12 protein-coding genes are annotated in these 12,654 nt (G+C 65.5%); 8 read left to right on the forward strand and 4 right to left on the reverse strand.

The genetic code is table 11. The annotated features are described in order from the left end of the window. Positions 1–20: 20 nt before the first annotated feature. Genes PS060_RS14095 through mazG form a run of 8 tightly spaced genes read left to right on the forward strand, consistent with a single transcriptional unit; the run spans position 21 to position 6,897 of the window. Positions 21–1,205, forward strand: coding sequence for a D-alanyl-D-alanine carboxypeptidase family protein (locus PS060_RS14095; RefSeq protein WP_273984018.1), 1,185 nt, complete (start codon positions 21–23; stop codon positions 1,203–1,205). Further along, the gene (tmk, locus tag PS060_RS14100) at positions 1,202–1,843 is read left to right on the forward strand and encodes a dTMP kinase (protein ID WP_273984019.1); all 642 of its coding nucleotides are present in this window, start codon (positions 1,202–1,204) and stop codon (positions 1,841–1,843) included. The genes PS060_RS14095 and tmk overlap by 4 nt, the downstream gene beginning before the upstream one ends. After that, the gene (locus PS060_RS14105; RefSeq protein ID WP_273984021.1) at positions 1,840–2,796 is read left to right on the forward strand and encodes a DNA polymerase III subunit delta'; all 957 of its coding nucleotides are present in this window, start codon (positions 1,840–1,842) and stop codon (positions 2,794–2,796) included. Before tmk ends, PS060_RS14105 begins: the two co-directional genes overlap by 4 nt. After that, positions 2,789–4,342, forward strand: coding sequence for a methionine--tRNA ligase (gene metG / locus PS060_RS14110; RefSeq protein ID WP_273984023.1), 1,554 nt, complete (start codon positions 2,789–2,791; stop codon positions 4,340–4,342). The genes PS060_RS14105 and metG overlap by 8 nt, the downstream gene beginning before the upstream one ends. Then, positions 4,342–5,118 carry a TatD family hydrolase gene (locus PS060_RS14115; protein ID WP_273984026.1) on the forward strand — a complete coding sequence of 259 codons (777 nt, stop codon included), beginning with the start codon at positions 4,342–4,344 and terminating at the stop codon, positions 5,116–5,118. Before metG ends, PS060_RS14115 begins: the two co-directional genes overlap by 1 nt. Beyond that, entirely contained in the window at positions 5,115–5,897 is a 783-nt protein-coding gene (locus PS060_RS14120) for an MBL fold metallo-hydrolase (RefSeq protein WP_273984028.1), read from the forward strand. Before PS060_RS14115 ends, PS060_RS14120 begins: the two co-directional genes overlap by 4 nt. Next, positions 5,894–6,091, forward strand: a complete 198-nt coding sequence (locus tag PS060_RS14125) for a hypothetical protein (RefSeq protein WP_273984029.1) — start codon at positions 5,894–5,896, stop codon at positions 6,089–6,091. Before PS060_RS14120 ends, PS060_RS14125 begins: the two co-directional genes overlap by 4 nt. Before the next feature lie 38 nt (positions 6,092–6,129). Then, positions 6,130–6,897, forward strand: a complete 768-nt coding sequence (gene mazG, locus PS060_RS14130) for a nucleoside triphosphate pyrophosphohydrolase (protein ID WP_273984031.1) — start codon at positions 6,130–6,132, stop codon at positions 6,895–6,897. Positions 6,898–6,903: 6 nt separating this feature from the next. Here mazG and hflX read toward each other — a convergent pair whose 3' ends face one another. The 4 genes from hflX to PS060_RS14150 form a co-directional block, all read right to left on the reverse strand. Continuing rightward, positions 6,904–8,172 carry a GTPase HflX gene (gene hflX, locus PS060_RS14135; protein ID WP_273984032.1) on the reverse strand — a complete coding sequence of 423 codons (1,269 nt, stop codon included), beginning with the start codon at positions 8,170–8,172 and terminating at the stop codon, positions 6,904–6,906. A 50-nt stretch (positions 8,173–8,222) separates the two neighbouring features. Then, positions 8,223–8,807: an RNA chaperone Hfq gene (gene hfq, locus PS060_RS14140; RefSeq protein WP_273984033.1), complete on the reverse strand. Its 585-nt coding sequence runs from the start codon at positions 8,805–8,807 to the stop codon at positions 8,223–8,225. Between the two features lie 160 nt (positions 8,808–8,967). Next, a complete protein-coding gene (gene ntrX, locus PS060_RS14145; RefSeq protein ID WP_273984034.1) occupies positions 8,968–10,350 on the reverse strand; it encodes a nitrogen assimilation response regulator NtrX in 1,383 nt (460 codons plus the stop codon). A 46-nt stretch (positions 10,351–10,396) separates the two neighbouring features. Next, positions 10,397–12,625 carry a sensor histidine kinase gene (locus PS060_RS14150; protein ID WP_273984035.1) on the reverse strand — a complete coding sequence of 743 codons (2,229 nt, stop codon included), beginning with the start codon at positions 12,623–12,625 and terminating at the stop codon, positions 10,397–10,399. Positions 12,626–12,654: the final 29 nt, after the last annotated feature.

The raw sequence follows: 12,654 nt of genomic DNA on the forward strand, positions 1-12,654 counted from the left end.
CTTGTATAGCCCCCGGCGTGATGTCTCCGATGAAGCTGCGCCCGACCTTTCGCCTGTTACCGCTCCTGCTCGCTGCCGCAGCCTTGCCCGCACGAGCAGCCCTGCCGGACACTGCGCCGATCATCCCCGCCATCCCGACCGCTGCCGAAGCGCCCGTGGCTTTGCTGGTCGATCTCGGGAGCGGCCAGGTGCTCCACGCGCGCGATCCCGACCGGCGCTTCATGCCCGCCTCGGTCACCAAGGTGATGACGCTCTACCTTGCCTTCGAGCTGATCGCGGCAGGACGGCTCGATCCAAAGCAGGTTTTCGTGATGAGCCCTAGCGTGGCCCGCGACTGGCGGCGCAAGGGCTCGACCATGTTTCTTGACGCAGGCGAGCAGGTGGCGGTCGATGATCTCTTGCTGGGGATCGCCAATGTCTCTGCCAATGACGGAGCGGCGGTGCTCGCCGAGGGACAGGCCGGATCGGTCGCGGCCTGGGTGATGGCGATGAACAGCACAGCGCGCGGGCTGGGCATGATGGGGAGCAATTTCGGCACCCCCAACGGCTTTCCCGACGAAGGCCGCACCTTCACCACGGCAAGCGATCTGGTGACGCTGGCGCGGGCAATGATCACGCGCCACCCCGACAAGTTCGGCTATTACATCGGTCGCGCCGGGTTCGATTACAAAGGCATCGCGCAGGTCAATCACGATCCGATGATTGGAAGGGTGGCAGGGGCTGACGGGATCAAGACCGGCTTCACCAACGAAGCGGGCTTTTCCTACCTCGGCACCGCACGCCGCAACGGGCAGCGCCTGGTGCTGGTGCTGGCCGGGGTCGAGAATGGCAGGCTGCGGGCCAAGCTCGCACGCGCCTATGCCGAATGGGGATTTTCCGCCTTCGATCGTCGCCCGCTCTTCGCCAGTGGCGCGGTCGTGGGCACCGCGCGCGTCCAGAACGGTGACGCGCGCAGCGTGGCGCTCAAGGCGGCCGGCCCGGTCACGATGAACCTCCCGCGCGGCAGTGCGGCGCAGCTCACCGCGACAATCCGCTACGAAGGCCCGTTGCGCGCGCCGCTCGGTGCGGGGCAGGAAGTCGCGGTGCTCGAGATTACCGCCCCCGGCATAAGCCCCGCGCGTGTGCCGCTCTACACCGCCGAGGCCGTGAGCACCGCCGGGCCGCTCGACCGCATCATCAACGCCATCGCGGGCGTGTTTTCGTGAGTGTGCCGGGCCGCTTTATCGCCTTCGAGGGCGGGGAGGGCGCGGGCAAGTCCACGCAGGCACGGCTGCTGGCCGAAGCGCTGCGGGCGCGCGGGCTATCGGTCGTGGTCACACGCGAGCCGGGCGGCACGCCCGGGGCAGAGGCGATCCGCGCGCTGCTGCTGTCGCCCCCTGGGGCCAAGGAGACAGAAGGCTGGCCGCCTGAGGCCGAAGCGCTGCTGTTTGCCGCCGCCCGCGCGGATCATGTCGCGCACCTGATCCGCCCGGCTCTGGCCCGCGGGGAATGGGTGATCTGCGACCGCTTTGTCGATTCGAGCCGCGCCTATCAGGGCGGGGCAGGGGGGCTGGGCGACACAGCCATAACCGCGCTCCACGCCTTCGGCAGCGACGGATTGCGGCCCGACCGGGTGATCTTGCTGGAGGGCGACGAAGCCGCGCTCGCCGACCGCCTCGCCGCGCGCGGGAACGCCGCCGATGCCATCGAAGGCCGCCCCGCCGCCTATCATCGCGCCGTCGCCGCCGCTTTCCGCGATCTGGCGGAAAGCGACCCGCACGGCTTTGCCCGCATCGACGCGATTGGGGCACCGCAGGAGGTGCACGCCCGCATCCTCGCGGCACTGGCGGATGTGCTGCCGTGACCGACTGGCCCAACCATGCCGAAGCCTGGCGCGCCTGGCGCGATGCGCTGAGCGGCGAGCGGATGCATCATGGCTGGCTGCTCGCGGGCAAGAGCGGCCTCGGCAAGCGCGACTTCGCCATGGCCGCCGCGCGCGAGCTGGTGGCTGAACCCGGCGTGCCACAGCCCTCGGGCGATCACCCCGACATCATTGTCCTTACCTATGGCCCCAAGGACGACAAGGGCGAGAAGGCCCAGGCCGAGGGCAAGCCTTTCGAACTCGCGCGCTCGATCCGGATCAAGCAGATCCGCGCGATGCAGCGCCGCTTGGTGACTCGCCCGACCTTGGGCAGCCGCCGTGCGATCATCATCGACCCGGCCGACGACATGGAGAAATCCGCCGCCAACGCGCTGCTTAAAAGCCTAGAGGAACCGCCCGCCGGCACGTTCTTCCTGCTGGTCACACACCGCCCCGCGCGCCTGCTGCCGACGATCCGCTCGCGCTGCCGCACCTTGCGCTTCCCGGTGCTGAGCGACAGCCAGCTGGCGGCGATGCTTTCTGCAGAGGGCCTGCCCTCCGACCCGCAGGCGATTGCTGCCGCCGAGGGCAGTTTCGGCGCGGCGGTGCGCTTTGCCGAGCAGGATCTCGCGCCCATCGCCCGGGTCATGTCGGCGCTGCTGGCAGGTGGCGACAGCGGCATGACCGGGCGCGGCGAACTTGCCCGGCTGATCGGCCCGCGCGCCGACAGGGAGCGGGTGCAGGCGGTTCTCGACCTTGCCCAATCGCTCGCCGCCCGGTCTGCGCGGGCCGCCGATGACCCCGCACGGCGCGCGCGCCTGATCGACGCCCACGCCGCCCTCGTCAGCCTCGCCGCCGAAGCGCCAACGGCCAATTTCGACGCGAGCATGCTGCCCTTCGAGATCGGCAGCTTGCTTGTCGCCGCCGCCCCGGCTAGCGAACCGGCCCATGGCTGACACCACCCCCTTCTACATCACAACCGCGATCAGCTACCCCAACGGGAAGCCGCATATCGGCCACGCTTACGAGGCGATTGCCGCCGACGTGATCGCGCGCTTCCAGCGCCTTTCGGGCCGCCGTGTGCGGTTCCAGACCGGCACCGACGAGCACGGGCTCAAGATGGCCCGCAAGGCCGAGGAACAGGGCCGCACCCCGCGCGAGCTGGCTGACGAAATGTCAGGCTATTTCCGCGATATGTGCGACGCCCTTAACGTGTCCTATGACCGGTTCATCCGCACCAGCGAACCCGATCACCACCGCGCCAGCCAGGCGATCTGGCAGGCGATGGAGGCTGCGGGCGACCTCTATCTCGACCGCTATGAAGGCTGGTACTCGGTTCGCGACGAGGCTTTCTATGACGAGAGCGAGTTGGTGGAAGGTGAGGGCGGCGAGAAGCTCTCCCCGCAGGGCACCCCGGTCGAATGGACGGTGGAGGAAAGCTGGTTCTTTAGGCTTTCGAAGTATGAAGGCCAACTGCTTGAATTGCTGAAGACCCCTGGCTTCCTCGAACCGGCAAGCCGCCGCAACGAAATGATCGCCTTTGTCGAACAGGGGTTGCGCGATCTGTCGGTCAGCCGCACCTCGTTCGATTGGGGTGTGAAAGTGCCGGGGTCGGACGGCCACGTCATGTATGTGTGGGTCGATGCGCTCACCAACTATCTGACGGGGCTTGGCTATCCCGACGACATGGGCGATTTCTGGCCCGCCAGCCTGCATCTCATCGGCAAGGACATCGTGCGCTTCCACACGATCTACTGGCCGGCCTTCCTGATGAGCGCCAATTTGCCGCTGCCGCGCAAGGTGTTCGGCCACGGGTTCCTGCTCAATCGCGGGCAGAAGGAATCGAAGTCGCTCGGCAATGTCACCGATCCCGTGGAACTGGCCGAAACCTTCGGGGTCGATGCCTTGCGCTATTTCCTGATGCGCGAAGTCGCCTTCGGACAGGATGGCAGCTATTCGCCCGAAGCCATTGTTCAAAGGGCAAATGGCGAGCTGGGCAATGCCTTTGGCAACCTTGCGCAGCGCACGCTCGGCTTCATCGCCAAGAACCTCGAGGGCTACCTGCCGGCGATCCGTGGGCACGACGCTGCCGACACCGCGCTGTTCGAAGCGGTCGACCGGGCGATCACCACGGAAATTCCGCAGGCTTTCGAAAGCCTTGCACTCCAACAGGCGGTCGAGGCATGGCTTCAGGCGGTGTTCGCCTGCAATGCCTATATCGACGCGCAGGCGCCCTGGACTTTGCGCAAGACCGATCCGGAGCGGATGGAGACCGTACTCGCCACGCTCTACATATGCATCGCCCAGCTGGCGGTGGCGATCAGCCCGGTGATCCCCGCGAGCAGCGCCAAGCTGCTGGATATGCTGGGTATTCCCGATGATCTGCGCAATCTCGAAGGGATCCGCAGCCACTGGTATTCACCGCTTGCGGAGAGCGATTACCAGATCATCGCGCCGACCCCGCTGTTCCCCCGGCTCGAACTTCCCGCCGAGGCCGATTGATGCTGGTCGATAGCCACTGCCACCTCGAATACAAAGGTCTCGTCGAAGACCGTGAGGGCGTGCTGGCCCGCGCGCGGGCGGCGGGGGTAGGGGCCTTCCTCAATATCTCGACCCGCCAATCCGAATGGGATCAGGTGGTCGGCACCGCCGCACGCGAGCCTGATGTCTTCGCCAGCGTCGGCATCCACCCGCATGAGGCCGACGCGCATCAGGATCTGGGCCGCGCCGCGTTGCTCGAGGCGACGCGCCATCCCAAGGTGATCGCGATCGGCGAGACGGGCCTCGACTACTATTACGACAAGTCGGACAGAGAGACGCAGAAGTCCCTGTTCCGTATGCATATTGATGTGGCGCGTGAGACGCAGCTGCCGCTCATCATCCACACCCGCGATGCGGAAGGCGATACCCACGCGATCCTCGCCGAGGAGATGGAGAAGGGGGCTTTCCCCGCCCTGATCCACTGCTTCACCGCCTCGGCCGACTTTGCCGAAAAGGTGCTGGCGCTGGGGCTGACCATATCGCTGTCGGGCATCGTCACCTTTAAGAATGCCAAAGAGTTGCAGGAGGTCGCCAAGACCATCCCTGAAGACAGGCTGCTGGTCGAAACCGACAGCCCCTTCCTCGCTCCGGTTCCGCACAGGGGCAGGGTGTGCGAACCCGCCTATGTCGCTGACACCGCCGCCTTTGTCGCGGGACTGCGCGGCATGGAGGTCGAGTGCCTGAAGGCGGTCACCACCGCCAATTTCTTCAACCTTTTCAGCAAGGCGGTTCTGTGAAGCTGGTGATGCTCGGATCGGGCACCTCGACCGGGGTGCCGCGACTGGGCGGGCCCGACGGCACCGGCGACTGGGGTGACTGCGATCCCGCCGAGCCGAGAAATCGCCGCACGCGCGTCTCGATCCTCGTTGAAAGCGATGAAGGCAAGCGGCTGCTGGTCGATACGTCATCGGATTGCCGGGCGCAGCTGCTTGCCAATCGGATCGGCCATGTCGACGCGGTGTTCTGGACGCATGACCACGCCGACCACTGCCACGGGATCGATGACCTTCGCGTTCTGCGTTACGGCCGCGGCGGACCAATTCCCGGATTTGCCTCGAGCGAGACCGTTCGCCGTCTGCGCCAGCGCTTCGGCTATGTCTTTGCCGGGCAGGACGGCTATCCGACGATCTGCACGATCGACACGCTCGACCGGCTCAGGATGATCGCGGGCTTCGGTGTGGACTGGTGCCAGATGGCGCACGGGCCTGGTGAGACGACCGCCTATCGCTTCGAAGCTGATGGCAAGAGTATCGGCTATGCGACCGATTTCAGTGCCATTTCCGATGAGATGATTGATCTGTTCTACAAGGTTGATGTGCTCGTCAGCGACTGTCTGCGCCGCGAACCGCATCCGACCCACGCGCATCTTGGCATGGCAATCGAACTGGGAGAACGCTGCAAGGCGGGCCGCGTCGTGCTGAGCCATCTCGACAAGAGCATGGATTATCGCGCGCTGTGTGACGAAGTGCCGGCGTTCGTCACCGTGGGTTATGACGGGCTGGAGATTGTCGCATGAATCCTGACCTGTTGCTGCCGATCATCACGAGCATGGGATGGTTGATCCTTGCCGGTGTCGGCCTCCGCTCACACCAGCTCGGGTTCGGGCAGGTGGCCAAGATGGCAATCGCGTGGGTGGTGATTTTCGGTGGGGTGTTCCTGGCGGTAGAGTGGTTCCTGATCGCGCAGGGCACAGCCTCGGCGCTCATGTAGATTTAACATAATATATATTATCAAACTTGAGGATCGCCATGAGCGCCACCCCCGATCCATCCCCTCTTGACCGCCTGCTGGCGATCATGGCCGCTCTGCGGAATCCGCAAACGGGATGCGAATGGGACCTGGCGCAGAGCTTTGCCACAATCGCGCCCTATACGATTGAAGAAGCCTATGAAGTCGCAGACGCCATCGCGCGCGGCGACATGGCCGATCTGCGCGATGAGCTCGGCGATCTGCTGTTTCAGGTGGTCTTTCACGCCCGCATGGCGGAAGAAGCCGGTCACTTCGCTTTTGGCGACGTCGCGGCCGCGATTGCCGACAAGATGGAAGCGCGCCACCCACACATCTTTGCCAGCGCCGGCGGAACCATGGACGAAGCGCGCTGGGAAGATCTCAAGGCGCAGGAGCGCACCGCCAAGGGCGTTGCGAGCGCGCTCGATGGCGTAGCTCTGGCGCTTCCGGCTTTGATGCGCGCAGAGAAGCTTCAGAAGCGCGCTGCCCGCACCGGGTTCGACTGGCCCGATCCGTCCGGCTCGCGGGCCAAGATTGCCGAGGAGATCGAAGAACTTACCTCCGCCTCCTCAGATGCACACAGACTTGAGGAAGCCGGTGACCTGCTGTTTGCAGCGGTCAATTTCGTGCGTGCCCACGGCATCAGTGCCGAAGAGGCTTTGCGCGCTGCCAATGCGAAGTTCGAAGCCCGTTTCAAGGCGATGGAAGCGCTCGCCGGGCCGGATAACTTCGCCACGCTCTCGCTCGAACAGCAGGAAGAGCTTTGGCAGCAGGTCAAGAAAGCCTGACAAGCCTCACGAAAGGCTGGCAAACTGGCCGAGCTCCTTGGGGTTCAGGCGCACCGTCACGCGGCGCATCGGGCCTTGCTCGCTGTCGCCTGCCTCATCCTCGGCCAGGACGTCGCCATGGGCGTGGAGCCATGCGATCCGGCGCCCGTCGCTGACCGGGAGGATGAAGCTGACCTCCCGCGCCCCGCCGGTCAACAGCCGCGCGAGCTCCGCTTCGAGCCCATCCACCCCCTCACCCGTCGCAGCCGAGACGATCACTGCCCCCTGCCCTTCGGATGCCTCACGCAATTCTTCAAGTGAATCAGCATCAAGCAGGTCACACTTGTTCCAGACTTCAAGGATCGGGATGGCGCTCGTCCCCGTCTCGGAATCGACCACGCCGAGATCCGCAAGCACCTCCAGAACCTGCTTCCTTTGTGCAGCGTGCGAGGGATTGGCCATGTCGCGGACATGACAGATGACATCCGCCGCCGTCACTTCTTCGAGCGTTGCCCGGAAGGCGGCCACGAGCTGGGTCGGTAAGTCGGAGATGAAACCCACCGTGTCCGAGAGGATCGCCTTTTCCACCCCCGGCAGGCTGATCGCCCGCATGGTCGGATCGAGTGTGGCGAAGAGCAGGTCTTCGGCCATCACGGCAGCGCCCGTCAAACGATTGAAAAGCGTGGATTTCCCGGCGTTGGTATAGCCCACCAGCGCCACCACCGGCCAAGGCGCCCTGCCCCGCCGGTCGCGGTGGAGGGCGCGGGTCTTCTTGACCTGCTCCAGATCGCGCCGCAGCCGCCCCATGCGCTGGCGGATCATCCGCCGGTCGGCCTCGATCTGGGTCTCGCCAGGGCCGCCAAGGAAGCCGAAGCCGCCGCGTTGCCGTTCCAGGTGCGTCCAGCTGCGCACCAACCGGCTCTGCTGGTAATCGAGATGCGCCAGTTCGACCTGCAAGCGCCCTTCCGCCGTCGCCGCGCGCTCGCCGAAGATCTCCAAAATAAGCCCTGTCCGGTCGATCACCTTGCGCTTCAGCCGGTCTTCCAGATTGCGCTGCTGGATCGGGGTGAGCGCGCCGTCGACGATCACGAGTTCGGCCTCGTGCTGTTCGCACCAGATCGCGATATTCTCGACCTGCCCGGAGCCGAACAGCGTGTTGGGCTGCATCTGGCGCACCGGCAGCACCGCCGCGTGAACGATCACCACTCCGATGGCAAGCGCCAGCCCCTCGGCCTCGGCGAGACGTTCGGCCGCATCGAGGTCATAGCGCAGCGCCCGGATATCGGGGCACAGCACCAGCGCCCGCGCGCCGCGGGTGACCTCTTCGGCAAATTCGCTGTCGAAGCTCAGTCGTCCGCCCCGTCATCTTCGCCATCCTCGTCATCGACGCTGAGGTCGACCGGGCTGGCGGGCTGGATGGTGGAGACCGCGTGCTTGTAGGCCAGCTGCACCGCGCCGTCGCGTTCGAGCAGCATACAGAACAGGTCATAGGCAGCGATGCGGCCCTGCAGCATCACGCCGTTCACGAGGAACATCGTGACCTGCACATTCGCCTCGGCCACACGGCTGAGGAAAATGTCCTGCAGCAGCTTCTGCTTGCGATTGCCGGGCTGGCTGCCGAACTGTGCCGGATCGAGCGAGGTGCCGGGCATGATCGTGCTGATCGCGTGCTTGTAGACCAGCTGCGACTGGCCGTCGCGGCGCAGCAGGATCGAAAAATTGTCGAACCAGGTGACAATCCCCTGCAGCTTCACGCCTTTCACGAGAAACATCGTGACGGGAATCTTGTTCTTGCGCAGCAGGTTGAGGAAGGCGTCCTGAAGATTGCCCTGTGCGCGGGCAACCGGCGTGCCGCTGTCGGCACTGCGCGTTTCGGCACTTTGCGTGGCACGTGCAATCGGACGGGGGGAGAGCGTTCGCCCGCTGGACATGGTCGTGGCTCCTTGTTTTTGGCGGCCGGTTCTGCGGTCCGCGATCGTCAAGGCTGCCGCAAAGTCGGGGAACGGCAGCCCCAGGCCGCATAATGGCCGCTAGTCGCCCGCGCGACAAGGATTGATTTCAGACAAAAATTTCGCGCGCGATCACCGAGGCTTATTCGTCCTCGTCGCGCCGGTCTGCCATGCCCAGCAGCTTGAGCTTGCGGTGCAGGGCCGAGCGTTCCATGCCGATGAAGCTCGCGGTCTTGGAAATGTTGCCCGAAAAACGCCGAATCTGGATCGCCAGATATTCCCGCTCGAAACTGACCCGCGCCTCGCGTAGCGGCACCCCCATGATCGCCGAGAGGCTGTCGCTCGCCAGCCCGATCTGCCCGCCGATGATTTCGGGCGGCAGCATATCAGGCTCGACCGTGCCGAGCCGTTCGCGCGGGGTCATGATGATCGTGCGCTCGACGACATTGCGCAGCTGGCGGACATTGCCGGGCCAATCATAGGCCTGGAGCGCGGCCATCGCTTCGGTCGCGATCTCGGGCGGCATCAGCCCTTGATCGTTCGAATAGCGGGTGAAGAAATGCTCGGCCAGCGCCGGAATGTCCTCGCGCCGCTGCGCCAGCGAGGGGATCGCGACCGGCACCACGTTGAGGCGGTAGAACAGGTCCTCGCGGAACCGCTTCTCGGCCATCTCGACCGTAAGGTCTCGGGTGGTGGAGGAGACGACGCGCACATCGACCCCGATCTGCCGTGTCCCGCCGACGCGCACGAAGCTCTGATCGGTCAGCACCCGCAGGATGCGCGCCTGGGTCGAGAGCGGCATATCGGCGATTTCGTCGAGATAGAGCGTTCCGCCATCGGCCAGTTCGAGGAGACCCGGCCGCACCTGCTTGCCACCCGATTCCTCGCCGAACAATTCCTGCTCGAAGCGTTCGGGCGTGATCCGGGCCGAATTGACCAGAACGAAAGCCCCGTTCGCGCGCGTGCTCCACCCGTGCAGCAAGCGCGCGGCGACTTCCTTGCCGGCACCCGGAGGGCCCGAGATCAGCACGCGACTGCCGGTGCTCGCCACCCGCTTGAGTGTCGCACGCACGGCGTTGATGGCGGGCGAATTGCCGGTGAATTCGGCGCTGCCCCAGCTGCCTTCGCGCAGGCGGGAGTTCTCGCGCCGCAACCGTTCCGTTTCAGTGGCGCGTTCTACCAGCAGCAGCAGACGCTCGGCCTCGAAGGGCTTTTCGATGAAGTCCATCGCCCCGCGCCCGACCGCCGCCACCGCCGTGTCGATATTGCCGTGACCCGAAAAGATGATCACCGGCAGGTTGGGTTCACGCGCCTTGATCGCATCGAGCAGTTCCAGGCCGTCCATCTGACTGCCGTGGAGCCAGACGTCGAGCAGCACCAGCGAAGGGCGGCGCTCGTCGATCAGCGCAAGCGCTTCGGTGCTGTCGGCGGCGGTGCGGCAGGCATAGCCTTCATCGCCAAGCACGCCGGCCACCAGCTCGCGGATATCGCGTTCATCGTCGACGATCAGGATTTCGAGGGCCATCAGGCAGGTCCTTGGGTTGCGGGATCACGGGAGAGCGAAAGCTGCCTCATAGCGGGCCGCCTTCGACGGGGATGGGGTTGCGGGCAAAGCGCAAGGTCACGGCCGTGCCGCCACTTGGCGCGCTGGCGAAGCTCATGTTGCCGCCATGCTCATCGACGATCTTGTTGACGATCGCGAGGCCAAGGCCGGTGCCTTTCTCGCGGGTGGTGACATAGGGCTGGGTCAGGCGTTCAGGATTGGCGGGCAGGCCGATGCCATTGTCCTCGATGGTGACCGTGATTGCCTCACCGGCATCGCGCATGGTGACGGCGATTCCCCCGGCAAAGGCGCCCTTGGCCTCGGCTGCGCGGGCCTCGACAGCTTCGACCGCATTCTTGAGCACGTTGGTCATGGCCTGACCGAACTGGTGGCGATCGCAGCGCACTTCGCGGTCAATGAGCTCGGAGGAGGCGACGCTGAAGGCGATGCCGGAATGCGCGACTTCCTGCAGGAACACTGCCTGTCGGACGAGATCAAGCGCGTCTTCATCGCGGAACACGGGCTTGGGCAGCCGCGCGAAGCTGGAGAACTCGTCGACCATCTTGCGCAGGTCGCCGACCTGCCGGACGATGGTGTTGGTGAGGTCGTCGAACAGCTCGCGGTCATCATCGCCCACCTGCGTGCGGTAACGTCGCTTGAGGCGTTCTGTCGCGAGCTGGATCGGTGTAAGCGGGTTTTTGATCTCGTGTGCGATGCGGCGCGCGACATCCGACCAGGCGGCCTGGCGCTGGTCGAGCAGCTGGCGGGTGATGTCTTCAAAGGTAATCACGTGCCCGCCGTCGGTGCCGGGTGCGACCTTGACCGCGAGGGTCAGGATCTCCGCTCCCTTGGCGTGGGTGATGATCGCCCGCTCCTTGCCCTCGCCGATCACCCGCGCCAGATCGGGCGAGAGCTGACCCAGCGCCTGCCCGGTCAGGCTTGCCTCGCCATCGGGTGTCAGCAGCGCCTGCGCCGAGGAGTTCATCAAGGTGACGTGTCGCTCGGCATCGACAGACACGACCCCGGCGGTGACGGATTCGAGCACGGCTTCGGTGAAGGCGCGGCGATCGTCGATCTGGCGGTTGGCGCTGACGAGCGCCTGGGTCTGCTTGTCGAGCTGGGCGGTCATGCGATTGAACGCACGGTTCAGAAGGCCGATCTCGTCCGCCCCGGTGCGCCCCTCCAGACGCAGCGCGAAGTTGCCCTGCCCGACCTTGCGCGCCGCCCCCACCAGCGCCGTCAATGGCTCGACCTGCCGGTCGGCAAAGCGCAGACCGAACCAGATCGCGACACTCACCAGCAGCAGGCTGACCGCGACCAGCGCAAGGTTGAAGCGCAGTTGCAGCGCGCGGGCGCTACCGGTCAGCCGGTCATAGGCCGTGACGATCGACTGCGCCTTTGACCAGGAGTTGAACATCGTCTCTTCGGTGGTGCGCGCATTGTAGAGATAGACGCCCGATTGCGCGTCGATCGGCACCAGCGCCTCGATCCGCTCGGGCCCGCCGACGACAACCGCCAACTCGCCGCGGTCGAGCCGGGGCAGCGCATTGCGGCTGAACTCCAGCGGGCTGGTGTCACGCGGCAGGTTGAGCGCGGCAGCGGTGCGGAACGAGCCATCCGCCATGCGCTGGAGGATCGCGCTTTCGGAAATCTCGCGGGCCTGCACCTGATAGGCATAGAAATCGGGGAAATCGGGATCCGTGATCGGCACCCGCGCCAGCGTGTCGCGCATATCGGTCGCCATCGTGACGGTGTTCTGTTCGACGTCGCGCTGGTTGGCGTCGTAATAGTTCTGCGCGAGCGCGTTGGCGTTCTCCATCAGCCCGCGCGATTCGTCGGAAAACCAGAAGTCGACCCCGGTCTGGAACAGGAAGGCGGCAAAGGCGGCGACCAGCAGCGTCGGCAGGGCCGCGACCATCGAGAAGAAGAACACGAGCCTGACGTGCAACCGCGCCGTGCTCCCCGCCGCGCGGCGCAGCGCAAGGCGGCGTCCGATCAGCACCAGCAGCGCCATCGCTGGCACCAGCGTTGCCATCAGCAGGATCGAGACCTGCATGGTCGGCAGCAGGTCATCAGGCGCACTGGAGCGCGAAAAGGCCGACCACGTCGCGCCGACCGCTGCAAGCAGCGCGACCACTGCCGCCCCCTCCAGCCACAGAAATACATTGGCGCGCCGGGCGGCGATCAGGAACCGGCGCCACCAGCGCGGTGGCTGACGGGTCGGGATGCTCGGCGCTGAGGGCGGGAGTTGCTCCATCGTTGCCGCTTTACAACAATGGTGTGGCA

It is taken from the genome of Erythrobacter sp. BLCC-B19, assembly GCF_028621955.1.
Taxonomy (GTDB): Bacteria; Pseudomonadota; Alphaproteobacteria; order Sphingomonadales; family Sphingomonadaceae; genus Erythrobacter.

Coding starts and splice junctions, on each gene's coding strand:
- PS060_RS14115 (WP_273984026.1), top strand. CDS start 4,342: ATGCTGGTCGATAGCCACTGCCACCTCGAATACAAAGGTCTCGTCGAA.
- PS060_RS14095 (WP_273984018.1), top strand. CDS start 21: ATGTCTCCGATGAAGCTGCGCCCGACCTTTCGCCTGTTACCGCTCCTG.
- ntrX (WP_273984034.1), bottom strand. CDS start 10,350: ATGGCCCTCGAAATCCTGATCGTCGACGATGAACGCGATATCCGCGAG.
- metG (WP_273984023.1), top strand. CDS start 2,789: ATGGCTGACACCACCCCCTTCTACATCACAACCGCGATCAGCTACCCC.
- mazG (WP_273984031.1), top strand. CDS start 6,130: ATGAGCGCCACCCCCGATCCATCCCCTCTTGACCGCCTGCTGGCGATC.
- PS060_RS14125 (WP_273984029.1), top strand. CDS start 5,894: ATGAATCCTGACCTGTTGCTGCCGATCATCACGAGCATGGGATGGTTG.
- hfq (WP_273984033.1), bottom strand. CDS start 8,807: ATGTCCAGCGGGCGAACGCTCTCCCCCCGTCCGATTGCACGTGCCACG.
- PS060_RS14150 (WP_273984035.1), bottom strand. CDS start 12,625: ATGGAGCAACTCCCGCCCTCAGCGCCGAGCATCCCGACCCGTCAGCCA.